The sequence below is a fragment of the Haloarcula argentinensis DSM 12282 genome (assembly GCA_000336895.1).
GTDB lineage: Archaea > Halobacteriota > Halobacteria > Halobacteriales > Haloarculaceae > Haloarcula > Haloarcula argentinensis.
The window spans coordinates 136190-159799 of record AOLX01000025.1 but is presented as its reverse complement, the minus strand read 5'-3'; the positions used below and the strand labels follow the sequence as shown (position 1 = coordinate 159799).

General features: G+C 65.4%; 29 protein-coding genes and 1 pseudogene. 14 read left to right on the top strand and 16 right to left on the bottom strand.

What is annotated here, in order from left to right:
* Nucleotides 1–3: 3 nt before the first annotated feature.
* Both C443_RS16095 and C443_RS16090 read left to right on the top strand, forming a co-directional pair.
* Nucleotides 4–696 (top strand): AzlC family ABC transporter permease, encoded by a 693-nt coding sequence (locus C443_RS16095; protein ID WP_005537682.1) that lies wholly within the window; start codon nt 4–6, stop codon nt 694–696.
* Nucleotides 686–1015 carry an AzlD domain-containing protein gene (locus tag C443_RS16090; RefSeq protein WP_005537680.1) on the top strand — a complete coding sequence of 110 codons (330 nt, stop codon included), beginning with the start codon at nt 686–688 and terminating at the stop codon, nt 1013–1015. The genes C443_RS16095 and C443_RS16090 overlap by 11 nt, the downstream gene beginning before the upstream one ends.
* Here C443_RS16090 and C443_RS16085 read toward each other — a convergent pair whose 3' ends face one another.
* The 4 genes from C443_RS16085 to C443_RS16070 form a co-directional block, all read right to left on the bottom strand.
* Nucleotides 1016–1579 carry a hypothetical protein gene (locus C443_RS16085; protein WP_005537678.1) on the bottom strand — a complete coding sequence of 188 codons (564 nt, stop codon included), beginning with the start codon at nt 1577–1579 and terminating at the stop codon, nt 1016–1018.
* 4 nt (nt 1580–1583) lie between these two features.
* Nucleotides 1584–2351: a Nif3-like dinuclear metal center hexameric protein gene (locus C443_RS16080; RefSeq protein ID WP_005537676.1), complete on the bottom strand. Its 768-nt coding sequence runs from the start codon at nt 2349–2351 to the stop codon at nt 1584–1586.
* A 51-nt stretch (nt 2352–2402) separates the two neighbouring features.
* Complete coding sequence (locus C443_RS16075) at nt 2403–3170, bottom strand: hypothetical protein (RefSeq protein ID WP_005537675.1); 768 nt, start codon at nt 3168–3170, stop codon at nt 2403–2405.
* 117 nt (nt 3171–3287) lie between these two features.
* Nucleotides 3288–4274 carry an alpha/beta fold hydrolase gene (locus C443_RS16070; RefSeq protein ID WP_005537673.1) on the bottom strand — a complete coding sequence of 329 codons (987 nt, stop codon included), beginning with the start codon at nt 4272–4274 and terminating at the stop codon, nt 3288–3290.
* A gap of 105 nt (nt 4275–4379) precedes the next feature.
* Between C443_RS16070 and C443_RS16065 the strand changes: the two genes are divergently transcribed.
* Nucleotides 4380–5405, top strand: a complete 1026-nt coding sequence (locus C443_RS16065; protein ID WP_005537672.1) for an amidohydrolase family protein — start codon at nt 4380–4382, stop codon at nt 5403–5405.
* A 35-nt stretch (nt 5406–5440) separates the two neighbouring features.
* Here C443_RS16065 and speB read toward each other — a convergent pair whose 3' ends face one another.
* Both speB and C443_RS16055 read right to left on the bottom strand, forming a co-directional pair.
* The gene (gene speB / locus C443_RS16060; protein ID WP_005537670.1) at nt 5441–6244 is read right to left on the bottom strand and encodes an agmatinase; all 804 of its coding nucleotides are present in this window, start codon (nt 6242–6244) and stop codon (nt 5441–5443) included.
* A 2-nt stretch (nt 6245–6246) separates the two neighbouring features.
* Nucleotides 6247–6627: a translation initiation factor IF-5A gene (locus tag C443_RS16055; protein WP_004515075.1), complete on the bottom strand. Its 381-nt coding sequence runs from the start codon at nt 6625–6627 to the stop codon at nt 6247–6249.
* A gap of 197 nt (nt 6628–6824) precedes the next feature.
* Between C443_RS16055 and C443_RS16050 the strand changes: the two genes are divergently transcribed.
* The 7 genes from C443_RS16050 to C443_RS16020 all read left to right on the top strand — a co-directional run bounded on the left by C443_RS16050 (nt 6825) and on the right by C443_RS16020 (nt 12257).
* The gene (locus C443_RS16050; RefSeq protein WP_005537665.1) at nt 6825–7463 is read left to right on the top strand and encodes an HAD family hydrolase; all 639 of its coding nucleotides are present in this window, start codon (nt 6825–6827) and stop codon (nt 7461–7463) included.
* A complete protein-coding gene (gene cbiB, locus C443_RS16045; RefSeq protein ID WP_005537663.1) occupies nt 7457–8380 on the top strand; it encodes an adenosylcobinamide-phosphate synthase CbiB in 924 nt (307 codons plus the stop codon). The genes C443_RS16050 and cbiB overlap by 7 nt, the downstream gene beginning before the upstream one ends.
* Nucleotides 8371–9174, top strand: a complete 804-nt coding sequence (cobS, locus tag C443_RS16040; protein ID WP_005537661.1) for an adenosylcobinamide-GDP ribazoletransferase — start codon at nt 8371–8373, stop codon at nt 9172–9174. Before cbiB ends, cobS begins: the two co-directional genes overlap by 10 nt.
* The gene (locus C443_RS16035; RefSeq protein WP_005537659.1) at nt 9174–9713 is read left to right on the top strand and encodes an NTP transferase domain-containing protein; all 540 of its coding nucleotides are present in this window, start codon (nt 9174–9176) and stop codon (nt 9711–9713) included. Before cobS ends, C443_RS16035 begins: the two co-directional genes overlap by 1 nt.
* Before the next feature lie 56 nt (nt 9714–9769).
* Nucleotides 9770–10828 carry a threonine-phosphate decarboxylase gene (locus tag C443_RS16030; protein WP_005537657.1) on the top strand — a complete coding sequence of 353 codons (1059 nt, stop codon included), beginning with the start codon at nt 9770–9772 and terminating at the stop codon, nt 10826–10828.
* Nucleotides 10821–11537 (top strand): adenosylcobinamide amidohydrolase, encoded by a 717-nt coding sequence (locus C443_RS16025; RefSeq protein ID WP_005537655.1) that lies wholly within the window; start codon nt 10821–10823, stop codon nt 11535–11537. Before C443_RS16030 ends, C443_RS16025 begins: the two co-directional genes overlap by 8 nt.
* A 69-nt stretch (nt 11538–11606) precedes the next feature.
* Entirely contained in the window at nt 11607–12257 is a 651-nt protein-coding gene (locus C443_RS16020; protein WP_005537653.1) for a cob(I)yrinic acid a,c-diamide adenosyltransferase, read from the top strand.
* Nucleotides 12258–12282: 25 nt separating this feature from the next.
* Here the strand turns inward: C443_RS16020 and C443_RS16015 are convergent, their stop codons facing one another.
* Nucleotides 12283–12552: a hypothetical protein gene (locus C443_RS16015; protein ID WP_049944100.1), complete on the bottom strand. Its 270-nt coding sequence runs from the start codon at nt 12550–12552 to the stop codon at nt 12283–12285.
* A gap of 75 nt (nt 12553–12627) precedes the next feature.
* On the opposite strand from C443_RS16015, the gene C443_RS16010 reads away from it, so the two are divergent.
* Genes C443_RS16010 through C443_RS16000 form a run of 3 tightly spaced genes read left to right on the top strand, consistent with a single transcriptional unit; the run spans nt 12628 to nt 15488 of the window.
* Nucleotides 12628–14106: a cobyric acid synthase gene (locus C443_RS16010; protein WP_005537648.1), complete on the top strand. Its 1479-nt coding sequence runs from the start codon at nt 12628–12630 to the stop codon at nt 14104–14106.
* A gap of 60 nt (nt 14107–14166) precedes the next feature.
* Nucleotides 14167–14934, top strand: a complete 768-nt coding sequence (locus C443_RS16005) for a nucleotide-binding protein (protein WP_005537646.1) — start codon at nt 14167–14169, stop codon at nt 14932–14934.
* Entirely contained in the window at nt 14931–15488 is a 558-nt protein-coding gene (locus C443_RS16000; RefSeq protein WP_005537644.1) for a hypothetical protein, read from the top strand. The genes C443_RS16005 and C443_RS16000 overlap by 4 nt, the downstream gene beginning before the upstream one ends.
* Before the next feature lie 205 nt (nt 15489–15693).
* Here the strand turns inward: C443_RS16000 and C443_RS15995 are convergent, their stop codons facing one another.
* From C443_RS15995 to C443_RS15985, 3 genes are all read right to left on the bottom strand, one after another.
* Nucleotides 15694–15927, bottom strand: a complete 234-nt coding sequence (locus C443_RS15995) for an HTH domain-containing protein (RefSeq protein ID WP_004591182.1) — start codon at nt 15925–15927, stop codon at nt 15694–15696.
* A 312-nt stretch (nt 15928–16239) separates the two neighbouring features.
* Complete coding sequence (locus C443_RS15990; RefSeq protein WP_005537642.1) at nt 16240–17055, bottom strand: helix-turn-helix transcriptional regulator; 816 nt, start codon at nt 17053–17055, stop codon at nt 16240–16242.
* Between the two features lie 68 nt (nt 17056–17123).
* Entirely contained in the window at nt 17124–18728 is a 1605-nt protein-coding gene (locus tag C443_RS15985; RefSeq protein ID WP_005537640.1) for an FAD-binding domain-containing protein, read from the bottom strand.
* A 146-nt stretch (nt 18729–18874) separates the two neighbouring features.
* On the opposite strand from C443_RS15985, the gene C443_RS15980 reads away from it, so the two are divergent.
* A complete protein-coding gene (locus C443_RS15980) occupies nt 18875–19387 on the top strand; it encodes a hypothetical protein (RefSeq protein WP_049944099.1) in 513 nt (170 codons plus the stop codon).
* A 57-nt stretch (nt 19388–19444) separates the two neighbouring features.
* On the opposite strand, the gene C443_RS15975 is transcribed toward C443_RS15980, so the two are convergent.
* The 6 genes and pseudogenes from C443_RS15975 to C443_RS21965 all read right to left on the bottom strand — a co-directional run.
* Nucleotides 19445–19978, bottom strand: coding sequence for a DUF7261 family protein (locus C443_RS15975; protein WP_005537637.1), 534 nt, complete (start codon nt 19976–19978; stop codon nt 19445–19447).
* Entirely contained in the window at nt 19975–20379 is a 405-nt protein-coding gene (locus C443_RS15970) for a DUF7262 family protein (protein ID WP_049944098.1), read from the bottom strand. The genes C443_RS15975 and C443_RS15970 overlap by 4 nt, the downstream gene beginning before the upstream one ends.
* Nucleotides 20372–21076, bottom strand: coding sequence for a DUF7263 family protein (locus tag C443_RS15965; protein ID WP_005537635.1), 705 nt, complete (start codon nt 21074–21076; stop codon nt 20372–20374). The genes C443_RS15970 and C443_RS15965 overlap by 8 nt, the downstream gene beginning before the upstream one ends.
* The gene (locus C443_RS15960; protein WP_005537633.1) at nt 21073–21519 is read right to left on the bottom strand and encodes a DUF7266 family protein; all 447 of its coding nucleotides are present in this window, start codon (nt 21517–21519) and stop codon (nt 21073–21075) included. Before C443_RS15960 ends, C443_RS15965 begins: the two co-directional genes overlap by 4 nt.
* Nucleotides 21512–22237 (bottom strand): DUF7289 family protein, encoded by a 726-nt coding sequence (locus C443_RS15955; protein ID WP_049944097.1) that lies wholly within the window; start codon nt 22235–22237, stop codon nt 21512–21514. Before C443_RS15955 ends, C443_RS15960 begins: the two co-directional genes overlap by 8 nt.
* Nucleotides 22234–23589 (bottom strand): annotated as a pseudogene (locus C443_RS21965) (type II secretion system F family protein); the annotation flags it as partial. The gene C443_RS15955 and the pseudogene C443_RS21965, both read right to left, overlap by 4 nt.
* Between the last annotated feature and the right edge of the window lie 21 nt (nt 23590–23610).

The window sequence follows — 23610 nt, the reverse complement described above, 5'->3', positions numbered from 1 at the left end:
GCTATGGATACCGCTTCGTTTCGGCGCGGCGTTCGGGATGTTGCGCCGCTTCTACTGGGGATTATCCCGTTTGGCCTCGTTGCCGGCATCGCGACGGTTAACGCCGGGTTGGGGCTGCCAGCCGCAGTCGGATTGTCGGTGGTCGTCTTCGCCGGCGCATCACAGCTCGCGGCGCTGGAACTGCTGGGACAGAACGCACCGCTGACGGTCGTCGTTGCGACGGCAGTCGTCATCAATCTCCGATTGCTGATGTACTCGGCATCGATTGCGCCGTACTTCCGCGAGTTCACCGGCCGGTGGAAAGCCGTGCTCGCCTACGTGCTGACCGATCAAGCGTACGCGCTGTCGGTCGCCAGCTACCGGTCCGATAGCGAGACGGACCAGAAGTGGTACTACCTCGGCGTCGCCGTGACGCTCTGGGCGGTGTGGCAGGTCACGACTGTCGTGGGAGCACTGCTCGGCACCGGCATCCCCGACGCCTGGGGCCTCGAATTCGCTATCCCGCTCGTCTTCCTCGCGATTCTGGTTCCGGCAATCGAAGACGCGGCGACTGCCGTCGCTGCCGTCGTCGGCGGTGCCATCGCCGTGGTCGGCGCTGGCTTCCCGCTCAATCTCGGACTGCTCGTCGCGGCTGGCGTTGGTATCACTGCCGGCGTGCTCACTGAGTCCGCCGCGGGAGGGACCGATGGCGACTAACTACGGCCCGGTCGAGATCGCCGGCGTCATCGCCGTCATCGGCGTGCTGACGTACGCCTGTCGGCTCTCCTTCATCGCGCTGTTCGGTCGGCTCGACGAGATTCCGCCGGTCGTCGAGCGGGTGTTGCGGTTCGTCCCCGCCGCCGTCCTCGCTGCACTTGTCCTCCCGTCGTTCGTGACCCTCGATGCCGGTAGTTTCGCCACAGACAAGTTCGTCGCCGGCGCGCTCGCAGCGGGTGTTGCCTGGCGGACCGAGGACGTGTTCGCGACGATGGTGACTGGAATGGGCGTCCTCTGGGCCATCAGGTTCCTGCTGTAGTCAGCCCAGCTCCAGCGAGGCCCCACAGCAGTCAGAGCGGTACTGCTCGTGTTGCTCGACGAGCTTACAGTCCTGATATCGGCGAGCGACGAGGTCGCCACACGCCGCGCAGGTGAGGAGGTGCTTCGGGTCGGTGAAGGCCGGGCAGTGGACATCAGTATCGAGTTGCGCGGCCCGTTCCCGGAAGGCTCGGCCGTGGTCGGTCGTCCCGTCGCGCTGGTACTGCTCAACGTGGATGAGTTCGTGGCGCAGCGTCGCTTCCCAGGCGTCTCTGTCGAAGGCCGAAAACGCGTCCCAGGTCAGCGACACGGTACACAGGAGCGGGCGGCCGTCACTTCCGTCGACACTGTCCCAGTCGTATCGCTCGCCGACGGCGGCGTCGTCCAGCTTCGGCCGCTTGACAGCAGCGGCCCGTCGCTTGGCTCGATGGGACACCTCCCAGTCGACGAGGTCGAACCGAACCGAGACGCCCTGCTCGCGGCGGACTCGCCGGCAGTACTCCCGTGACCAGGCGATGAGGTCCGTATCTAAGCTAATACCCTCGAACGAAACGCCCTCGGCCATCGCCTCAGAGGCCGGTCGGGCAGTCGATGTAGGTTGTCTCCAGTTCCCAGTCCTCGGCGACGGTCTGGAGCGACTGGACGCCGAACGTCTCCGTCGCGTAGTGGCCAGCGAGAATGACGTGGATTCCCTGCTCGCGTGCCTCGTGGAAGGCCTTCTGTTTCCCCTCGCCGGTGATGAGTACGTCGGCGTCCGTCTCGACTGCCTCCTGGAGCCAGTCGACACCACTGCCGGTGACGACGGCGACATCCTCGACGGTTGACGGCCCGAAGTCCAGAACCTGAACTGGCTGTCCGCCAGTGTCTATATTGCCTTCGAGCGAGCCTGCGAGTTCGGAGACCGTCTGTGGCTCCGAGAGCGTTCCACGCTGGCCGATGTACTCGCCACCCATCGCTCCGAACGGCGCACGGTTGTCGAGCCCCAGCAGGTCCGCGACGCCGGCAGCGTTGCCGAGCGACTGATGGCCGTCCAGCGGGAGATGAGCGACGTACAGCGCGAGGTCATTGTCGATTAGCGGCGCGACGCGGCGGTAGTTGGTTTCAGTCACGCGCTCCATCCCGCCCCAGACGATGCCGTGATGGGTCACGAGCAGGTCTGCGCCGGCCTCGTCGGCGCGGTCGATAGTCTCGACGGCCGCATCAACCGCGAAGGCGACGTGCTCGACCGGTTGGCTCGCCGGCCCGACCTGGAGGCCGTTCGGACTAGCATCGATGTCGGCGTAAGCCTCGATATCGAGTCTATCGTCAAGACGTGCCGCAATGTCTCCGGCGTTCATAGCGCGGGCTTCGAGACGGCCGGTGGTATGCTTTTCTCTACCGGCGTCTGGCTACCCGTTCGATTCGACCAACTGGCCGTTTTCCTGGCCGATGAGGTCCCGGTCCACCGCGGCGTCGATGATGGCGTCGAACTGCTCACCGTCGATGTCGTAGGCGTTGACCGCGACTTCACGGATCTCCGCACGGTCGACTGGCATCTCGCGGTTCTGGAGCAAGCGCATCACTTTGTTGTACTCCAGTTTCGTCAGCGAGGGGCTGTCGTCGCTGCCATCGTTATCGTCGCTGTCCGAACCACGTTCGGTGTCTCCGCTCTCAGTTCTGGCCGCCGAGCCACTCGACGCAGCCGACTCCGCTGTCTGTCTGTCCGTGGTGTTCGCCACGGCTGCATCCGCTTCATCCGGCTCCGAAGCCGTGTCCTCATTTTCCGGTGACCGTGTCGACTGTTCCTGCTCCGCTACGCTCGCGCTATCGTCACCCAGCAGCGAGCCGTCATCGGCCGGCTCGACCACGCTGTCGGTAGTTGTCGGCTTATCGGTCGTCTGCTCGCCGGTCGTCGGTGTCTCGGATTCGTCCAGCAGTCCCGGCGACTCCGCGGTTCCAGCATCGCCAGCCGTTTCCGCCGTCTCGCGGGCGTCCGTCTTCGCCGCCTCGACGGCCGGTTCGACGATGGTTGCGAGCTTCTCCCGACAGGTCGAGCAGAGAACGACGGTCCCCTGTTTCTCGGCTTCCGGGTCCAGCGATTTCGGGATAATCGGATATTCAGAGAGTGAGACATCGAGCGCGCCGCCACAGAAGTAACACGACGATAGCTGGTCCATGCTCGAAAAAGAAATGGTCTGTTCACTAAAAGACTACTTGCTGTGTCGGATGCCGAGCAAGTGGTGACGGCCACGGCGGTCCGAACAGAACGGAGCTGAGCTGGCGTTTACGATGCATTACAGTGAAAACACACGTTCATCGAAGAACGCCCGAACCAGTTCTGCGACGTCGTCACCGGGCTCCAGCCACGGCGTATGGCCGTCTCCCGGGAGTTCGTGAAACTCGGCGGTGGGCATCTTTTCGGCGACGGGACGGCCCACAGTTGGCGGGTAGAAAGCATCCTCCGTCCCCCAGATGAACTGCGTCGGGCGGTCGATCCGCACAATTTCGTTTCGGATATCAAAGAGGGGGTGGGCGCGGCCGTACGAGCCCTGTGCGGTCGCCAGCGACCGCTGGCTCTCCGGCCGCCCGGGTAGGTCCTGGCCGGCGGCGAGCAGTTCGTAGAACACGTCCGGTATCGCTGCGGTGTCGACAACGTTGATTCGCTGCATCGATTGCCTCGCGTTTTCGACCGGGTCACCACGGCTGAGCAGCCACAGCAACACGCGGTTGAGACCACGGACTGTCAGCAGGCGAAACATGAGCGGGAGGTCCCGCGAGACGCCACCCGGTGCGCCGACCAGTTGCAGTCGGTCCACGCGGTCGTGGTCGAGTGCGAGCAGGAACGACTGCAAGCCGCCGTGGGAGTTGCCGACGACGTGGGGCCGGTCGATAGCGAGGTCGTCGAGCAGTTCCAGCAAGTATGCGACCAGAAACGAGCGGAGGTCCCGGTCACGATAGCTCGGCGCGGCCGAAAGGCCGAGCCCGGGCCGGTCGGGAGCGTACACGCGGTACTCGTCGGTGAGCGACGGGAACAGAGGGAGCCACGTTGCAGCCGGCGTCCCGACGCCGTGAAGCAGAAGGACTGGGCCCCCATCCGGGTTCCCGCCGGTGAGATAGTGAACACGACCCGCGGCGTCCGTCTCTGTCACTCGTGACTCGACGGCGAGATCGTAGTGATCGGCGAGGCGGGCCTGGACGTCCGCGTACCGGCGCTCGGCCGGATGGGGCCAGTCGTCCGGCGACAGCGCGCGGCCCTCCGGAACTGTGGGACCAACACTCATACGCGAACTATCTGACGCCGACCGTATCAGTGTACCGTGGCTCACGGCGAGCAGAACAGATTGTGCCTCCATGAGACACATATAGCTCCGCCGCCTCGCTATCGCATGGAGAAAATCGAGGGCACTATCCTTTCCGGGCGGTCGTTCGAACCGGTCCACGGCACCGTTGTCGTCGAGGACGGGTACATAACGGCTATCGAGGAGGCGCCAGCCGACAAAAGTGGACACGACCGCATTGTCCTGCCGGCGTTCGTGAACGCACACACGCACGTGGGGGACTCCGTTGCGAAGGAGGCGGCCGTCGGTCTTGGACTGGAGAAGGCAGTGGTCCCGCCTGACAGCCTGAAACACCAGCAGATCGCAGCGGCCGACGACGAGACGCTGATTGCCGCGATGCACCGCACACTTCGATTCATGCAGCGAACCGGCACCGCGGCGTTTCTCGACTTCCGGGAGTTCGGCGTCGACGGGGCGCGGGCGCTACGTGAGGCCGCCGAGGGACTCGATATCGAGGATTTCATCTTCGGGAGCGACGACTCCGAAGTGCTTGACATAGCTGACGGATTCGGTGCCAGCGGCGCGAACGACGACGATTTCACCGCCCGGCGGACCGCCACTGAGGAGCGTGGGGTCCCGTTCGCTATCCACGCCGGCGAACCGGACGCCACCGATATCCACCCGGCACTGGATCTGGAGCCGGAGCTGCTGGTCCACATGGTCCATGCCGAGACGGAGCACCTCGAACGGGTAGCTGACCAGAACGTCCCCATCGCGGTCTGTCCCCGTGCGAATCGCGTCCTCGGGGTCGGCCGACCACCGATTGAGACGCTGCTTGAGTACACAGACGTAGCGCTCGGGACGGACAACGTGATGTTGAATGCCCCATCGATGTTCCGTGAAATGGAGTACACCGCGAAGACGTTCGACCTCCCCTCGCGGACGGTGCTCCGGATGGCGACGACCGCCGGAGCCGAAGCAGTTGGTCTCGACTGCGGTGTCATCGAACCCGGTCGCCGGGCCGCCCTACTGGTCCTCGATGGCGACTCGGACAACCTCTCGTCCGTCGCAGACCCGGTTGACGCAGTTGTCCGGCGGGCATCCCCGCTAGATATCGACCGGGTCATCTGCTGAACGGACGGCGGGAATGGACCCGGATAGATCCCGGCTTAGCGCTGGTCTGCATGGGCGAACACGAATGCCCGAAGGAGCTTCGCGGCCAGCGTCGCCGTCTGGCCGTCGTCGCGGTCGTTGACCTCGACAACGTCGAAGCCGACGGCGTGCGGTGCGACGGCCCGGACTACGTCGTGCAGCTCGCGTGGTTCGAGGCCGAACGGCTCCGGCGTCCCGGTCCCCGGCGCGAACCCGGGATCGGCAGCGTCGATGTCGACGGAGAGGTACACCTGCTGGTCGTCGAACCCGGGCGTCCAGTCGGCTACGTCTTCCGGCGGAACCACGGTCACGTCGTCCTCGTTCGCGCGGTCCCATTCGGTTTCCGAGCCAGTGCGTGCGCCCAGCACCATTGCCTCGTCGGCCACCGAGAGCGCGTGGCGGGTCACTGTCGCGTGGGAGTACTCGTCGCCGGCGTAGGACTCGCGCAGGTCCAGATGCGCGTCCAAACAGACGAACACGTCCGGATCGAGCGCGCGCACACCAGCGACGGAGACGGTGTGTTCGCCGCCGACGAGGAGCGGGACGGCCCCCTCGCTATCGAAATCCGAGAGGGTGCCCTGGAGGAAAGTGAGGTACTCGGCGACGTCGGCCGTTGGACCGATGTCGCCGTGGTCGTAGACGGAACAGTCAGTGAAGTGCTGGTCGGTGCGGTGGTCGTAATCGTCAAACTGCTGGCCGAACTGGCGGACGCGGCGCGGTCCGAACCGGGCCCCGGGGCGAAACGACGTCGACGCGTCGAGCGGCGCGCCCACGAGCGCGTAGTCGGCCGCCCCGCGGTCGGCCCCCGCACCGGGCAGCATCGTTACGAGCGTGTGATCTTGCGCTGCTCTTCGTACTGGAGGTACTCGATCTCGTCGTCAGGCTGGAGGTCGATGTCCTCGGGGACGCGCATCGTGAACGTGTCGTACGTGTCGAGGTCCATGACCTGGGCGTCGTTGCCGTCAGTCGAGACGACCTGACCCTGCTTCCGGTTGACGATCGGGACCCAGACCTTCGCGTCGACAGGCTGGGACAGCGAGCGCTTTTTCCCGTCGAAGACGCCCTTGGCGTCGATTCGGGCCTTGGCACTGCCGTGCTTGCCCGGCTTGGCCGTGCTATAGGAGTTGATCTTACACGGCGTGTCTTCGATCATGACATAGCTTCCTTCGTCGAGCTCTCGAACTTCGGTCTGCTCTCTTGCCATACCGCCGGATTACCCCTGTTTGGGTATAAACGGTTTGGAATGCCGCAAGCTAGACCCGTCGCGACTCCCGCTCTATAGCTGGGTTCGCGTAGCGTGTGGGACACGCACGCCCAGAACGTCCCGACAGCAACACCGCGTCCGGCGACCGTTCCGTCCTACCCCCACAGTTCAAGTGAGTTTGCACTAACCACACAGGTGTGGCACTCTCGTTCGACCTGTTCGGGACACTCGTCACGGCAGACCGGCCGTCGGAGCCGTGGGATGCCGTTGCTGAGGCGCTTATGACCCGGTCGGTTCGGGTGCCGGACGACTGGGAGGACGCCTACCGCTCGGCCCATCGCGACTACGACCGCGGCCGGGAAGCGCCGCTGGACGAGCACGTTCGGCTGGCGCTTGCCAGCCGCGGAATCGAGGTCACGGAGGAGACGGCGACCGAGGCCGTCCTCGACGCGTTCGACAGCCCGGTCACGGTCCGCGACGGGGCCATCGACGTGGTAGACGCCGCAGCACAGCGGGGCCCGGTCGCTATCTGCTCGAACTGCAGCGTCCCGGGGCTGGTCGAGCGAACGCTGGAACGAGCAGCTATCGAATCCCGGAGCGACCATTCGTTCGACGCCGTCGTCACCAGCGTCGACTGCGACTGGCGGAAACCCCATCCAAATATCTTCGAGTCGACCGCCGACGCACTCGACGTGGCGCTTGCTGACCTCGTCCACGTCGGTGACGACGCCCGGACGGACGGCGGCGCGGGTCGCGTAGGCGCACAGTCGATACTGCTGGAGGACCGTTCGCTCCCGGCGATAGCCGAACAACTCCGGGAGGGAGAACTGTGCTGAACGCGCTGGCCGTGGCCGTCGCCGGGGGACTGGAACTCGCAATCGGTGAGCCGCCGACCCGCTTACATCCGGTTGCGTGGTTCGGACGGCTCGTCGGGACGGTCGACCGCGAGTGGGACCACCCGCTTGCGGTCGGGGGGCTCGCCGCGGCGCTGTTGCCGCTCGGAGTTGCTGTCGTCGTCGGTGGCAGCGTCGCACTCGCCGCCACTCGCGAACCGATGGCCGCCGTCGTGCTCGCCGGCCTCGTGCTGTTCCTGACCACCAGCCTCCGCAGTCTTCTTACGACCGCACGGGGCGTTATCGCCGATAGCGACGCCGACCTCCCGGCTGCTCGGGACGGGCTGCTCGCACTCGCCGGTCGCGACGCCAGCGCTCTCTCTGCGGGTGAAGTCCGGAGCGCCGCTGTCGAAAGCACGTCCGAAAACCTCGCCGACGGCCTCGTCGCGTCGCTGGCCGCGTTCGTCGTGGGCGGGCTCGTCGCTGCAGGCGCCAGTCTGCCACCGCTGCCCGTCGCTGCCGGGACGGCGGCGTGGGTCAAGGCTGTCAACACAATGGATTCGATGCTGGGCTATCGCTCGAAGCGCGTCGGGACGCCTGCGGCGCGGCTCGACGACGCCGTGATGTGGCTCCCGGCTCGACTGAGCGCGCTCCTGCTCGCCCTCGCCTGCGGATCGCCTCGGTCGGTGGCCCGCGCCCGAGCCTGGCTTGACGGCGTCCCCTCGCCGAACTCCGGGTGGCCGATGGGGACGGCCGCCGCGGCGCTCGACGTTCGACTCGAAAAGCCGGGCGTGTACGTCCTGAACCCCGCGGGCGGACTCCCCGACATGGCGACGGCACAGCGTAGCGTGACGCGGGTGGGCGTCGCCGGGGTGCTGGCGTACCTGCTGGCCGGGCTGGGGGTGCTCGCGTGGTTCTGACTGCGGTCCGGGGGGCGCTGGGGTTCCTCTCCCGGCTGCCGGTCGGCCACAGTGAGCGAGCGTGGGAGGCCTTCGTCGGGACGCCAGCGGCGTTCCCGCTGGCTGGCTACGTCGTCGGGAGCCTCGTCGCGCTCCCGTTTCTCGCCGCCGGCTTGCTTCCAGCTCCGGTCGTCGCCGCGGCGTATCTCGGGAGCGTCGTGCTCGTCACCGGCGTCAACCACGCCGACGGGCTCGCGGACCTCGGGGACGCCGCCGTCGTTCACGGCGACCCGGCGGAGCGCCGCGACGTGATGCGGGACACGACCGTCGGCGTTGGGGCCGTCCTCGCGCTTGGGACCGTCCTCCTCGCGCTCGCGTTGGCCGCGCTGGCTGTTGCCGGACTTCCGCCACTGGCCGCCGTTTCGCTGGTCCTTGCTGCCGAGGTGGGGGCGAAGCTCGCGATGGCGACGCTGGCCTGTCTCGGTCGGCCGAGCCACGAGGGGTTCGGTGCGACGGTCATCAACGGGAACGGCCCACGTCACCTCATCGTCGCACTCGCCGCCGCGCTCCCGGCCGCCGTGGTCGCCGTTCCAGCGACCGCAGTCGCAGTTCTCACCGGCCCGCTGCTGGCGCTTGGCCTCTCGGGCTGGGCCGACCGCCGATTGGGCGGCGTCAGCGGCGACGCGTTCGGTGCGGCCAACGAACTCACCCGCGCCGTCGCGCTCCACGCCGGCGTCGCCGCGTGGTCGCTGTTCGGTAGCGTCTGGTCGATACCGTTCGTCGACTGGGGGGTGCTCGCGTGGACGCTCTCGTGATGTGTGGCGGGCGCGGGACGCGGCTCGACACTGAGGTGGAGAAACCGCTCTTTCGCGTCGGCGGTGTTCCAATGGTCGACCGGGTCGTCGGCGCACTCGAAGATAGTGGCGTCAAGCGAATTATCGCCGCAACATCGCCGAACGCACCTGAAACGAAGTCTCATCTGGATGTTGCCTGCATCGAGACGCCGGGTGAGGGGTACGTCGCGGACCTCGACGCAGCGCTGGCTGATGACAGACTCTCCCGGCCGGTGCTGACCGTCGCCGCCGACCTGCCGCTGCTCGACGGCGAGATAGTTGACCGCGTGCTGGACGAGCACAGCGGGGGTTCGCTATCGGTTCTGGTCCCGGCCTCACTGAAGCGCGAGCTTGGCGTCAGCGACGACACGACGTTTGAGGACGGCGACCGGGAAGTCGCGCCGACTGGCGTTAACGTGGTCGGCGACGGTTCCGACGACGCCTGGCTCACGCGGGACCGACGCGTCGCAGTCAACGTCAACACGCTCGCTGACGCCCACGTGGCAGAACAGTGGCTGTAACCACAGATACCGGCCGCGCGAAACTTTCTCCACACCGCCCGCCGTAGCCCCCGTCAATGAACCCTGATTCGGTCGAGGGCGTGCGGGCGAGTGGCGGCGACGGTCCCGGAGACGCCATCGGCCCGGACGGGCGCGTGCCACACGGCAGCAGCGACGACCCGGACCTGCTGGATTTCAGCGCGAACACGAACCCCCGGGTTCCGCCGGGCACAGAGACAGCGTATCGTGCGGCGTTCGAGACCGCCCGCTCGTATCCGGCGGACGACTACCCCGCGTTCCGCGAGGCCGCGGCGACCTTCGTCGACTGCGATCCAGCGCAGGTGATACCCACGGCCGGCGGTCTCGAAGCGATACGCTTGGCGATTCAGACGACGGTTCGGGCGGGCGATAGCATCCTCGTACCGTACCCTAGCTTCGGCGAGTACGCTCGCGAAGTCCGGCTTCAGGGCGGAACGCCGGAGTTCGTCCCGCACGACGAACTGCTGGCCGCCGACCCGGACAGTCACGCACTCGCCATCGTCTGCAACCCGAACAATCCGACTGGCGAGACAGCAGACCCGGCGGCGCTCCGGGCGTTCGCCGATGACTGTCTCGACGCCGGGACGACGCTGCTGGTCGACGAGGCGTTTCTCGGCTTTACCGACGAGCAGTCACTGGCTGGTCGTGAAGGCGTCATTGTCGCGCGCTCGCTGACGAAACTATTCGGTCTGCCTGGCATCCGGATGGGCTATGCCGTCGGGACCGGCGCGGCCGGGGATCGACTCACCACAGCTCGACGCGCCTGGTCGATGAGCACCGCCGCGGCCGCGGTCGGAACACACTGCTACAGGCAATCGGAGTTCGTCGCGGAGACGAAGGCCCGCGTCGCCGACGAGCGAGCGCGGATGCGGGAGCGCCTCGGCGACCGCTTCGACGTGTTCCCCTCCGATGCGCCGTTCCTGTTGCTGTCAGTCAGCGAGGCCGACGAGTCTGTCGACGGTATCCTTGCCTCGGCCCGCGAGGCTGGTATCGCACTCCGGGACGCCCGGACGTTCCGCGGGCTGGACTCGCACATCCGCGTCGCCGTCAGAGCACCCGAAGAAAACGACCGGCTGCTGGATGCGCTGAATGTTTGAAACGACTGTCCGAGACGGTGTTTGCCAGATTCGCCACGGGGGAGCGCGCTGGCTCTCGACAGCGTGGGACGGCGGCTACCGGACCGCGGACGCCGTCTACAACGTCACCGTCCCCGAGGGGTTCGAGCGGACCGACCTCGACGCCTACCGCGCCGAGCAGCTGTCTGGTGCCGGCTTCGCCGTCGGCCCGACGTTGCTCACTGGTGTTCACATGGAGCACGCTCGCTGTGCCCGGAGTGGCCCGGTAGCAGTGCTGGCAACAGCGGGTCTCTCGAACCCCGCCGCGTTGCCGATGTCGGCAGCGGAGACAGCCGACGGCTCCGACGGGACTGCGTCGAATCCGGCGGACAGCCCCGACTGGCGGCCCGGGACAGTCAATCTCATCGTCGGTGTCGACCGGGCGCTGGACGAGGGCGCGCTGGCAACGCTGCTCGCTACCGCCGTCGAGGCGAAGGCTGCAACGCTGCTGGACGCAGCGGGCGTCCCCGGAACCACATCGGACGCGGCCATCGTCGGCTGTGTCCCGAGCGCCGAGCGCGCCTCTTTCGCCGGGAGTGCGACCGAAATCGGGGCCGCTACCCGTGTCTGTGTCCGCGATGCTATCAGGGCGAGTTTGGCCGCCCGCTACAGGGGCGACGCCCTGCCGACCGTCGACGGTGCGGAGTACGGCGTCGTCACTGACCGGGATACCGAGATTTTCGAGCCGTGAGAGGACAGTGTATCCCACGACGGTCCCGGAGTCCAAACGGCTAAACAGAATCCAACCGAACAAACGGACATGAGCGACAACACGGCCGGACCGACCGCCGAGCCAATCAGTCCGAGTGTGCCCGAGGAGTTCGGGCTGGTGCAGGTCTGGTGGGGCGACGGCAAGGGCAAGACGACGGCGGCGCTGGGGATGGCGACCCGCGCCGTCGGTCACGGCTACCGCGTCCACCTCCTGCAGTTCATGAAAGGCGGGACCAGCACCGTCGAAGACGTGCGCGGCGAGTACAACGCCATCGCCGCGCTGCCGGGCTTTTCCTACGAGAACGCCGGCCACTACGGCTGGCACGGCTTCCTCGACGGAAGCGAGGACGACGAGCACGAGGCCCGCGCGAAGGGGGCACTCGACCGCGCCCAAGAGATTGTGCAGGCCAGCGCCGACGCCGACCTTTTGACGCCACAGGACGCCGACGGTCCGCCAGAGGAGGGGGTCAATATGCTCGTCCTCGACGAAGTTCTCTACGCCGCGAACCGCGGCCTCGTCGACCCCGAGGACGTACTTGAGCTTATTGCGGCCAAGCCCGACGACCTCGAACTCGTCCTCACAGGCGGCCACGAGCGGCCGGAGTTCTTGACCGACCATGCAGACCTTATCACGGAAGTCAGCAAGGAGAAACACCCAATCGACGCCGGTCAGGGCGCGCGGAAGGGAACTGAGTTCTGAGCGTCCCGGCGTCCCAGAGAGGTACTTACCGCTCGGCCAGCAGGGCATCAACAATCTCGCGAGCCGCTTCGACGTGGTCGTCGGCAACGGCATCGTCGGTGCTGTCGACGTGTGATAGAATGTGGTCGACCGTCGCCAGCCGCTCGGTTAGCACGTCTTCGGAGGGGTCGCCCTCAGCAATGTCGGCGGCGACGGCCTCTGCCTCCCCGAGCCAGCGGCTGGCCGTGCGTTCGACCGGCCGCTCCCCGGTTTTCGCAAGGTGTTCGTGGAGGGCTTGGAGTCGTTCGTCGGTCACGGACAGACTTCGGCAGGCCGAGACAAAGAACTCTCGCCGAACCACTGATGTTCCAGGCGGCCCCAGACCGTCGTAATGGCCCACACGCTGCTGGTCGCCGGGACGGCCAGCCATGTCGGCAAGTCGACCGTCGCGGCCGGGCTCTGTCGCTATCTGGCCGACCGTGGCGTCTCGGTCGCGCCGTTCAAGGCTCAGAACATGAGCAACAACGCCCGGGCGACGCCGGGCGGCGAAGTCGGTGTCTCACAGTACGTGCAGGCCCGTGCGGCCGGCGTCGCGCCGTCGACAGACCACAATCCAGTGCTGCTGAAACCGCGGGGTAACGGCGAGTCACAGCTCATTCTGGACGGCGAGGCAGTCGGCCACTTCGAGGCCCGGGGCTACTACGACGAGCACTGGGGTGACGCGCTGGACACGGCCCGCGCGGCCCACGACCGACTCGCGCAGTCCCACGATGTGATCGTCGCCGAGGGAGCGGGCTCCATCGCCGAAATCAATCTGCACGACCGCGACCTGGCGAACGTCGAGACGGCGCGCTTCGCCGACGCCGACATCTTACTCGTCGCAGATATCGAGCGCGGCGGCGTGTTCGCCTCGCTCGTTGGCACGCTCGAACTGGTCCCCGACGACATCCGCGAGCAGGTGGCCGGCGCGGTCATCACGAAGTTCCGCGGCGACCGCTCGTTGCTTGAGCCGGGCATCGACGAGTTCGAGGACCGAACTGGCGTCCCAGTTCTGGGCGTGATTCCCTACGACGACCCGGGCCTCCCCGAGGAGGACAGCGTCGCGCTGCCGCCGGTCGGCGAGCGGGCCGTCGTCGGCGACGATGACGGCGTACCCGACAATGAGAGCATCACCGTCGCGGTCCCGCGGCTCCCGCGAATCTCGAACTTCACCGACCTTCAGCCACTCGCCCGCGAATCCGGCGTCAGGGTCGCGTACGTCCCGCCCGATGCCCCCATCGACGACGCCGACGCGGTGGTCCTGCCGGGGAGCAAGAACACGGTCGACGACCTACTGGCGCTCACCGACGCTGGGTTCGGTGACCGCCTCCGAGCGTTCGACGGGCCCGTCGTCGGCCTCTGTGGCGGCTACCAGATGCTCGGTGAGGAAATCACGAACGCTGCAGTCGAAGGGACCGATGACGCGGACCACATCGAGGGGCTGGGCTTGCTCCCGGTGACGACGGCGTTCAGCGAATCGAAGACAGTCGAACACGTCGAACGGACCCTCGACGGCGTCGGACCGCTCTCCGGAGCGAACGGGACCGTCGAGGGCTACGAGATTCACATGGGTGACTCGACACTGACCGGCGAGGCAGCCCGCCCCTTCGACAGTGACGGAGCGGCAACTGGCAGCGTTCTGGGGACATACCTCCACGACCTCTTCGTCAACGACATTGCCAGAGATGCCTTCGTACGAAACACGTTCGAAAGTTCTGGAATCGACTCACCAGCGGCAACCGCGCAAGCCGACGGCGACTCGTACGAACGAGCGGCCGGGCTCATCGACGACCACGTCGACCTGGGACCGCTCGGATTGCCCGAGCGGTGACTGTTTGATACTACTTCAACTTCCGGAAATTTATATACAGCTAGCTCGCAATATTCCCCAATGGTCGAAGTGTTCGCGGTCGCCAGTGGGAAGGGCGGGACTGGCAAGACGACGAGCACCGTCGCCCTCGGGATGGCGCTGTCCGACCGCTACGACGTGACAGTCGTCGACGCCGACACGGGCATGGCGAACCTCCTCTTTCACGCCGGCCTCTCCGACGCCGAGACGACGCTGCACGACGTGCTGGCCGACGAGGCACCCGTCGAGGCGGCTACGTATGACCGGTTCGGTCTGACCGTCGTTCCCTGCGGAACGAGCCTCGACGGCTTCAGGGACGCCGACCCGGACCGGCTTCGAGACGTGGTTGCGGCGCTTGCGGAAGACACGGACATCATCCTCCTCGATTCGCCGCCGGCACTCGACAGCCGAACTTCCGTCCTCCCAATCGTGCTGGCCGACCGCATCGTCGTCGTCCTTCAACCGACGATTCCTGCTATCTCGGACGGGCTAAAGGTCCAGGAGTACGCGACGACCTACGACACAGACGTAGCCGGACTCCTGTTCAACAAGGTCCGCGAGTCCGAATCCATCGAGCAGGTCTCGGAGAAGACCGAGCGGTACTTCGACGGGCCGACACTGGCCGCGGTCCCCGAAAGCGAACGAGCCCGTGAGGCACGGCGTGCCGGCCGACCGCTGCTTGCCCACGCTCCCGAATGCGAGGCGGCGACGGCCTATCGAGCGGCCGCCGAATCGCTCACCGTGCGGGATGGGGCAGCCGCCGACGCCGCCGATCGGTTCCAGAGCGCCGTCATCCCCGAGTCACTATGAAACTGCCCCACGGCCGACTCGACAAATCCCGCGTCGTCACGGATCCGCGAGACACGCTTGCCGACGTACTCGACCGCGAACTGACCGGCTACGCCGTCTTCGAGTCCCAAGAGACGCTCCTCCTCGATGGCGAGGGGCGGGGGGTCATGACGTTCACTGACGGCGTCCCCGTGCTGGTCTATCACACCGGGACAGACCGCGGTGGTCCGCCGGCGCTTGCAGACCTCGCCGTCCCCGGGCCGTACCACGTCTCGCTGTACACGCTTGATGCCGCCGATCTCGAATCGGCACACGAAGCAGCCGACCTCCGAGTCCCACCCGGGATGCCCGCCGAACGGCTGGGCGGCGACCCGGCGCTGGCCGACAGTACGCGACGGGCGGCCCCCGACGAGCGGCTGTCAGCGATGGGCGACGGCGACGCGACAGCACCCGATGACGGAACCGCCGACCAGAGTGCCGTCGAAGCGTTCCTCGACGACGCCGAGAAAATCGAGGCCATCAAGCAGCAGGCACGCTCAGAGGCCCGCGAACGCGCACAAGAGTGGGATTTCTGACGGCTTCGCTTAGAGAGAGTTCGATACACTACTGCCGCTATCGGCCTGCTTCGCGACAGGTCTTCAGTGTGTACATCGCGACACGGCCCGGTTTCACTCCGAAAACGAGTCGTCATGACGGCGCATCTGGATTGTTGGAGCGATGTACCGGTATATGTCAATCCCGAGATCGGCACTAGCTGCAAGTAATCTACACCAATCGAGATCAGTCTGCTCGGACCGGGATCCACCACACCCGCGACCGGCCCCCGACTTTCTTGCTCGTGATATCCGTCTCTGATTCGAGGTCGTGGAGTTTATTCAGCGCAGTCCGGCGCGAACAGCCGAGTCTGTCCGCCACCTCCGACGCTGTGAGTGGCTCCGCGTAATCGCTTCGGTGTTTGAACACCTCGATAACGTCCGATTCAGTGTACTGGATCTCCCGTCCAGGCGGAGACATACTTCTGTCAACGATTGCCACACACTTATACTGTCGGCTATTATTTCATTCTGGGTGAAAGTATAGAAACACAGTCCGTTGTTGTCACAAAACGATCCCGGATGTCGGATCAGACTGGCACGAACTTCCGCAGTTGTTACAGCCCCTGTAACATGTGTTATATCTCGAAACAGTTACAGCGAATAAGTATAGGCACCCACCGGCTATACCATGTTTCGGGGATACGCAATCCCGCCCTCCAGTGGGTGCTGGCGCGCCGACCAGTGCTCCCTTCGGCCCTTCCACACCGGACTCCATCCGTGAGCGACTGGATTACTGCTTGTTTTCCTGCACCGACAGGACTGATTCAAGCGGCTGTGACCGCGCTCTGTATCGGTCGAACACTGTCTCAGCCCAGTTATAGACCGCTTTGACATCAGATTCGGCTATTGCACGGACGTTGTTCCGGTCGTCGTAGGCCGCCAGACAGACCCGTGAGCGGTCCAGCGCGAGGCCGATATCGAGTGGCGTATCGTGGACGTACGTATCGATGTTCTCGTGTTCGACGCCTCGCTCCAGTGCGTCCGAGAAATCGGACGCGGACCGTTCGAGCACGCCGTGGTCGATGATGAATTCGATATGCGTCCCCGTTTCGAGCAGATCCACCGCGACATCGTTGAACACCGATGTAACGATGGGCGAGATGGCCCGAACGTCGCCGTCGACCTCGTGCAACCAGTCCGTGAACCGATCAATCGCGGCCAGCGGATTCTGTTCGGAGCTCGTCGTGAGACAACCGGGGTCTAACAGCTCCGCCGGGAGGTCCGCCGCCATAGAACCGAGATGGACGGCCAGCGGGCCGACCGCCCGAGCTCGTTCGACCTCGCTCATGAGTGCCGTGTACTGGTCTAACACCCGCTGACCAGTCACCGTGAGCCGGTACTCACCGTCCCGTTTGACGACCCACTGGCGCTCAGAGCAGCCCGCGAGTATCCGCTGGATTGTGGTTCGGGTCGCATCTACCGTATCACACAAATCGGTGGGCCGCGCCGGCCGCTCCCGGAGCTGGGCCAACACCGCGAACCGCTGTGGTGACCCAGTAAGGAACTGGCAGTCCTCGAAAACGGTGTCGTCCGGACCCTCCGCCATTGAATACGTCTGTGTGGGCAATCGTCTTAGCCTCTTTGGCGTTTGGCAACACCAAGCGAGTTTTGAAACTATTCGTCGCCGAACGAGTCGAGACTGGTCTGGGTCCCGACGCTTTCTTCGCCCTTTGAGGCATCTGTCCCGTATTCCGCAGCGATACGTGCAGCGGCGTCGCGGCCACCAGAGAACGAGGCGCGACGTGCAATCGTCGAGTCGCGCAGGGCGTCGGCCGCGTCGGCACGCACTGCCTCGTATCGCCTTTGGAACGCCTGTCGGGCCGCGTCGTAGTCAACGACCGGGTGCGGATAATCCTCGCCGATGTCGACACCACAGGACGCCTGCACGTGGACCGGTGTCTGCTCGGGCTGGTCGAGGTACTCGTCGGGGAGCGAATCGAGTTCGGGTACCCATCGGCGGATGAACTCGCCGTCCGGGTCCTGATCGCGGACCTGCTTGCGGGGGTTATACAGCCGAAGGGCCGGCTTGCCAATCAGTCCACACTGGGACTGCCACTGCGTGTAGTTGATCGCCGCAGAAGCGTCGATGAGGTGGTGGTAAAACCAGTCCGCGCCGATCCGCCAGGGCTGCTGGAGCAGGTGATAGTACACCGACGCACACATCGCCCGCATCCGGAAGTTGAGCCAGCCTGTCTCTTTGAGACACCGCATCGATGCGTCGACCATCGGAAACCCAGTCCGTCCGTGCTTCCAGGCGGCCACCAGATCGGGGTCATACTGCTCCGCATTGAACCCCTCGAACACCGGATTCACCGCCGTATCGAGCCAGCCGGGCCAGTCTTCGAGTTTCTGCTCGTAGTGTTTGTTCCAGAACAACCGCGAGACGAACATCTCTTTTCCGCGACCGTCGGGTGCGTGCTCGTCGATGTACTGGATGACCTGTCGCACGGAGAGACAGCCAAAGGCGAGATACGGCGAGAGTCCGCTGGTCCCGTCTCGCGCGTCCGTCGGCGCAGAGATGTTCCTCGGGTAGTCGTCGATCCGCTCGGCGAACGCTGACAGCCGTTCGCGTGCTGGCCCGGTCCCGCCGCGGGGAACGTCGGACTTCGACGGCGTGACATCATAGTGGTCCTCGATCACGCCGATGTCGATACCGCTGTCGAAGCTCCGCGAGGTGACAGTGCTCGGGTTCCAGTCGTACTGGTCGGCGGAGAACCACGCCGACACGTCGTCCTGCCATCCATCGCGGGTCTCCGCTCGGTCGCGGACCAGCCCGTCACTGTCAACGAAAGTAACCTCGCACTGTTCCTGCACCCGACGGTCCCGTTCTTGGCCGTAGCGTCCAGTGGGAACGGCCATCGTCACGATATCCCAGCCGGCCTCGCGGAACCGCCTCAGTACGGCCACCGGGTCCCCATGTGCGTAGGTGAGCCCGCGACCAGTGGCGGTGTGGTACTGGTCCGAGAGATCGACCAGACAGTCGTGCAGGAACCGGATGCGGCTGTCACAGGCGAGGCCGTCCGCGCCGTAGAACGCCGGGTCGAACACGAACAGCGGGAGCACGTACTCGGAGGTTGCAGCCCTCGCTACTGCAGCCTGGTCACGAATCCGAAGGTGTTCACGGTGCCAGACGACTGTCCCAGCCTCGTCGTCGGCAAGCGTCGGAATCGCGTCTTGCCGTGGCGTCTCCAGCGTGCTCCCCGGCTCCAGTCCCACCATACGCGCTATTGATTCAGCATTGGACCACAGGCACCACTGTCTTTCGTCTCTCGAAGACACAGTGTTCGAGAGGGCGACCGCAGGGACTGGGGAAGCCGCGGTCAGCTACCAGAAGGGTTACACCGCGGGACCCGCGCTAGTCGATAATGGAATTCGAGTCCACACGCCGCCGATTCATGGAACTCGCCGGAGCAAGCGCGACAGTGTCGCTCGCCGGCTGTAACGCCCTTCAGGGAGGCGACAGCGACGGAACGAACACGGGAACAGGGTCGCAAAGCCAGAGCGCGGACGGGGAGCCTGCAACGGTGACTGTCGTGGTTGAACCGGACCAGACCCAGTTGCGGGAACGACAACAGGAGATCCAGTCCGAACTCCAGGCGGGGAACCTCACACAGAGCGAGGCACAGGCGGAATACCGCACCGCACAGGAGACCCTTGCTGAAGACGCAATCACTTCATTCGAGGAGCGTGCGACATCTGAGCTCGGCCTCACTGTCGACGATTCCGTTTCACAGGCGGGTGCGCTGTTGGTCACTGGCCCGCCGGCCGGCCTCATCGATACCCTTTCAATCGAAAGTGTCACCGGCATCCTCTCGCAAGCGACGTTCGAACAGATTCGGTCACAGGTTCGAACCGAAACGCCGGGTGCGACGGAGTAACACACTACGGACAGTCTCCTGATTTGTGCCGGGAGAGGCAGCCTTTGTTTTAGACAGTCACCGCGAGGACCGACCGCTGGTTTCCAGAACCACGGTGACAGTGGTTTCACCGCGTTCGGTCGTCGTCGTCACGTCGAAGCCGACGGCGAGAACGTGTGTGCGGCCCACGCGGTCCTGAGCGACGACGCCACGGTCGGCGGCGCAGTCCCCAAACTGGCGGCCCGGTCCGGAGGGACAGTTCGCGTCTTTCCACTGCTGAGCCGCAGTACCGTTGTAGGTTATATTGTAGTGGATACCGTCCTCGATCTGGGATGTCTGGAGCCGGTCGAGCCGAGGTTCCAGTCCAGTGCGAACGGCCGTCACTGCCGAATCATTCGCCGACCAAGCGTACTGGCTCGGGATGGATGCGCTCTCGGTTGCAACGGCTCGCTCAAGAACCCGAAGCGCATCAGCCGAGGAATCGTCGTCGTAATCGGCCGCCGCCCGAACGTCGTCGTGATAGCCTAGTTGGAGGGATGCAAAGAGAATCGGGACAAGTGCGACAGCCACAACGGTGGCCGCAACGAGGACAAGCTGTCCGCGCCGGGTCATGCATACCACACGATGATTTGGACACTCCCGTGTCCCGTCGGCACAGTTGCGGTCCCAGTGCTGACGCCCTGTGGCGTCGGTGTACCGACTGCCCCGTGCGGTGTTTCGACCCGGAAGAGGACGTTGTCGGGCAGGATGCGGGCGACCCGGTTCGAAAGCGCGTCCCGTTCACGATCGAAGGCCGTCGGACTCGACACGATCTCCTGCAGCCGCGTCGCCCCGCTGTGTCGCGGCGGGTCGTTAGCGAGCAGCGCCGCCGTATCCGAAGCGTAGGCGTCGAGCTGTGGCTCTTGTGTGTCCGGCGCTGGCGTCCCCAGGGCAAACCCGAGCGCGACGCCGAGAATCAGCACTGTCCCGAGGGCAACTTCCACGAGCGACAGCGGCAGTTGGGCTCTATACATCGACGGTCACCACCAGGGTTTCCTTCGTCGACTGTGGGGCGTCGTAGCCGATGGTCACGTTCCCGGATTCGAGTCGACCGGCCCGCTGGAAGCGTAGTTCCGTCGTCTCGTAGGGCACCAGCGATACCTCGTAGCTGCCGTCCAGCCCGCTTCTGTTATGCAGGACGACCCGGTCGTTAGCACGGACCGTCCAGACGGTCGTACCGGAAGGCGGGTCGATTGTCACTGTCGCCCGCGCGCTCCGGCGGGGGAGCGTCACCGCGTCGGTCGTCGCCAGGTCAGGTGTGAGTGTGCGTGATTCCCGGGACTCGACCACGACGAGACGACTGATTCGTGTCCCATCGTGTACCGTGCCGCTACGTGCTATCTCCTCGTCAGCCAATTCGATGCTGACCGCATACTCGCTGGCCGGCGGTGCATTCTGCTCCAGCGCCGACTGATCGAAGTCGTCCACCCGAGATTGGTTGAGGACGTTGCTCCGGGCGGCCAGCGGTCCGTCCGCCGCGACGAGCCGGTCAGCAATCGTGGCGGCGACCCGTCGCTCGTCGGGGGTCCTATCCGCACCGGCGATTGCGGTGTCGGCCATGGCGACCCCCAGTCCGGTGACGACAGTCAAAAGCACGAGCGCGACGCCGAGCGCTGGTAACGATGTCTGGGCGCGCGTGACACCGTCAGAGCGATCGTTTAGTGTTATCATCGCTCCGCCTCCAGTGTCACCGTCACGCTCCCTCGCGTTCCGGAAACCGTGACCACAGTTGGACTGCCGCTCTGCCATTCGCCTTCGAGAGTACCGACGCTATCGGGCAACACCAGCCGTGTACGGCCGCCGATCTCTGGGTCGGGATGGTCGAGGACCAGAGCAGTTCCGTCAGTCCGGATGCTGTATCCTGCCCCGTCGATGGTCTCCGGTAGCGACACCCGAACCGTCGCCGAGACGGTCCGGGCATCCGGCGGGATAGCCTGTTCGACGCGGGCCGTCGCTTCGGCGAGCGTTCGGTCGCCGAGTTCCGCCCCGACAGCGGATTGATACGCTGGGACAGTGCCGCCGTACAGCGTGGTCGTCACTAGTCCGATGTACAGCAGCACGAGCCCCATGCTCAGCAGTTTCTCGACGACGGTGCTGAGCGCACGGTTATCCATGCCCCACCTCCGTCCGCATATCGTGGCGGACCAGATACAGCGTCCGGCGGCCCGGGAACGTCGCCACAACGCTCTGGACGCCGTCACCGTCAATGTCCTTGACTTGCGTGGTTGCACCGACACGCTGGAAGTACTCGGTGAACGGCCGGGGCGTCTCCGTCTCGATAGCCACGCTGTAGTTGTCGGGCGGGAGCCGTTCGCGCTCGTGGCTGACGTTCTGACGGATATCTGCAGATACACCACCCGTCCCGGACACTGTGCCACCGCTGGCGTTGACGAGCGGCGCGCCGACGATGACCGCCGTGTCGTCCCGCGTCGCCGTCACCGGCGGGTCAGTTTCGAGCCACGCGTTCCCCGATGTCCCGCGGACGACGCTCCCAGCGAGAAATCGGACAGAGCTGTCTCCGGACTCGTACACCACTGCATCGATTGGGACCGTTCGCTGGATGCCGGAGTCGTTGCGGACTCGGAGCTCTCGCTTTACCGTGGTCAGTCGTCCTTCAGTAAACCGAACACGGGTCGTCTGGTGGCCCGTCTGCTCCACTGGCCGGAACGTCGTCTCGAACGTGTTGGCGACGCGGGCCTCGTCGGCGGTCGCAGTGTGGCCGTCGACGACGGTCCCGACAACAGCCGTTAGTCCACCGAGCGCGACGACGGTCAGCCCCAGCAACAGCACCACGCCGACGACGTGTGACTGGGCGTCAGTGTCGGGCCTCAAATCAGACCAGCCCCCGCGAAGACGACGTAGGCGATGAGTACTAGCCCCGAGGAGTGTAACAGGGCTTCGTACGTCCCGCGACTCGCCGTGCCGGCGAACCAGCCACAGGCAAGCATCGTCGCCTGCGTGACGACGTAGAACCGGTGTTGCTCCCGGGCCGGCTCGATCGCGGTCGGGTCGAAGGCGATGTTCGCACTGCCCGAAACTGACGACAGTTGTGCGAAGCTATCGAGGACGTAAACGTTGACGGCGACGGTGATCCCGATAACGAGCAGCGCTGTCGTCCAGCCGACCGCAACGTAGACGAGCAGAGCTGAGCGGATGGATTTCCTGAGATGGTAGAGTTGCCCGATCTCTGTCTGGAGCGTCTCGAACACGTCCTCCGCATCACTTCCCGTATCTAACGCGCCGACGACAAGCCCGATGGTCTGTTCGGCCATCGGCGTTCCGACGCGGTCGACGAACTGATCGAGTGCCGCGGCTCGGCGGTCGGCCGCAGAGTCACCGGGACTATCGCCCAGCGAGAGCGTGAATGCGAGCGACTGGACATCGCTAGCGAGCGCGCCGAGTTCCACGTCGTCGGCGACACGTCGGACCGCCTCTGGAAACGGGCGGCCCAGCGCGACGTGGCCGGCGACGGCGTGAACGAAGTCCTGAATCTCTCGGTCTTTTGCGTCGTCCGCTCTGGCCCGGCGGACCGTTACCACACCGACGGGGACGCCGACGGTGGCGTACGAGAGGAGCGCGACGTTGACCGGACAGTAGCCCAGTGACCAGAGGCCTGCTGCGACTACTGCGCCCAGTGGTACGCAGGCGAGGAGTGCGCTCGCAGGGTTCGAAGGAATCGTTGCGAGTATGGCGACGGGGCTATCCGGCAGGCTGTAGCTTGGGGCGGCAGTGTTCCGCGGGCGAAGCGCAGCAACGACAAATGCCGCCAGCAACCCGGCAGCCATCACGAACGCTGCACTCCCGTAGACGACGATGGCACGGACAGTCGTTTCGCCCAGCGGCGTCGCAACGGGTTCGGAGAGGCCGGGTGCGAGAATACCCATCACAGTGACGATGAGCACGACGAGCGCGGGCAACACCAGCAACACGACGAACAGTTCCGCGAGGAGTTCGAGATAGCCGGTCGCCCGTTCGTGCTGTCGGCTCTGCTCGTGTGAGAGCAAGCGCCCTTCCATCTCCAGGTATCCCTCCAGCGCCTCGGCGCTCTGGTTCGCGTGTTCGCGGAACTTCAGCAGAAACGGTGCAAGCAGGTCCCGCGAAGGCGTCTCGCTGGCGACCCGCTCAATACCGGTGTCGAGACTGCCGGTGAGAATGCCCTGATTGAGTGCACGCCGGAAGGAGATGTTGAAAAAAGAACACGCTTG

Bases quoted from the DNA above. Each gene is read 5' to 3' on its own strand.
- C443_RS16020 (WP_005537653.1), top strand. From the start codon at position 11,607: ATGAGCGACAACACGGCCGGACCGACCGCCGAGCCAATCAGTCCGAGT.
- C443_RS16030 (WP_005537657.1), top strand. From the start codon at position 9,770: ATGAACCCTGATTCGGTCGAGGGCGTGCGGGCGAGTGGCGGCGACGGT.
- speB (WP_005537670.1), bottom strand. From the start codon at position 6,244: ATGCTGCCCGGTGCGGGGGCCGACCGCGGGGCGGCCGACTACGCGCTC.
- C443_RS16000 (WP_005537644.1), top strand. From the start codon at position 14,931: ATGAAACTGCCCCACGGCCGACTCGACAAATCCCGCGTCGTCACGGAT.
- C443_RS15970 (WP_049944098.1), bottom strand. From the start codon at position 20,379: ATGTATAGAGCCCAACTGCCGCTGTCGCTCGTGGAAGTTGCCCTCGGG.
- C443_RS15975 (WP_005537637.1), bottom strand. From the start codon at position 19,978: ATGACCCGGCGCGGACAGCTTGTCCTCGTTGCGGCCACCGTTGTGGCT.
- C443_RS16095 (WP_005537682.1), top strand. From the start codon at position 4: ATGGATACCGCTTCGTTTCGGCGCGGCGTTCGGGATGTTGCGCCGCTT.
- C443_RS15965 (WP_005537635.1), bottom strand. From the start codon at position 21,076: ATGATAACACTAAACGATCGCTCTGACGGTGTCACGCGCGCCCAGACA.
- C443_RS16025 (WP_005537655.1), top strand. From the start codon at position 10,821: ATGTTTGAAACGACTGTCCGAGACGGTGTTTGCCAGATTCGCCACGGG.
- C443_RS16035 (WP_005537659.1), top strand. From the start codon at position 9,174: ATGTGTGGCGGGCGCGGGACGCGGCTCGACACTGAGGTGGAGAAACCG.
- C443_RS15980 (WP_049944099.1), top strand. From the start codon at position 18,875: ATGGAATTCGAGTCCACACGCCGCCGATTCATGGAACTCGCCGGAGCA.
- C443_RS16075 (WP_005537675.1), bottom strand. From the start codon at position 3,170: ATGGACCAGCTATCGTCGTGTTACTTCTGTGGCGGCGCGCTCGATGTC.
- C443_RS15985 (WP_005537640.1), bottom strand. From the start codon at position 18,728: ATGGTGGGACTGGAGCCGGGGAGCACGCTGGAGACGCCACGGCAAGAC.
- C443_RS15995 (WP_004591182.1), bottom strand. From the start codon at position 15,927: ATGTCTCCGCCTGGACGGGAGATCCAGTACACTGAATCGGACGTTATC.
- C443_RS16065 (WP_005537672.1), top strand. From the start codon at position 4,380: ATGGAGAAAATCGAGGGCACTATCCTTTCCGGGCGGTCGTTCGAACCG.
- C443_RS16010 (WP_005537648.1), top strand. From the start codon at position 12,628: ATGGCCCACACGCTGCTGGTCGCCGGGACGGCCAGCCATGTCGGCAAG.
- C443_RS16005 (WP_005537646.1), top strand. From the start codon at position 14,167: ATGGTCGAAGTGTTCGCGGTCGCCAGTGGGAAGGGCGGGACTGGCAAG.
- C443_RS16090 (WP_005537680.1), top strand. From the start codon at position 686: ATGGCGACTAACTACGGCCCGGTCGAGATCGCCGGCGTCATCGCCGTC.
- C443_RS15960 (WP_005537633.1), bottom strand. From the start codon at position 21,519: ATGGATAACCGTGCGCTCAGCACCGTCGTCGAGAAACTGCTGAGCATG.
- C443_RS16085 (WP_005537678.1), bottom strand. From the start codon at position 1,579: ATGGCCGAGGGCGTTTCGTTCGAGGGTATTAGCTTAGATACGGACCTC.
- C443_RS15990 (WP_005537642.1), bottom strand. From the start codon at position 17,055: ATGGCGGAGGGTCCGGACGACACCGTTTTCGAGGACTGCCAGTTCCTT.
- C443_RS16055 (WP_004515075.1), bottom strand. From the start codon at position 6,627: ATGGCAAGAGAGCAGACCGAAGTTCGAGAGCTCGACGAAGGAAGCTAT.
- C443_RS16070 (WP_005537673.1), bottom strand. From the start codon at position 4,274: ATGAGTGTTGGTCCCACAGTTCCGGAGGGCCGCGCGCTGTCGCCGGAC.
- C443_RS16080 (WP_005537676.1), bottom strand. From the start codon at position 2,351: ATGAACGCCGGAGACATTGCGGCACGTCTTGACGATAGACTCGATATC.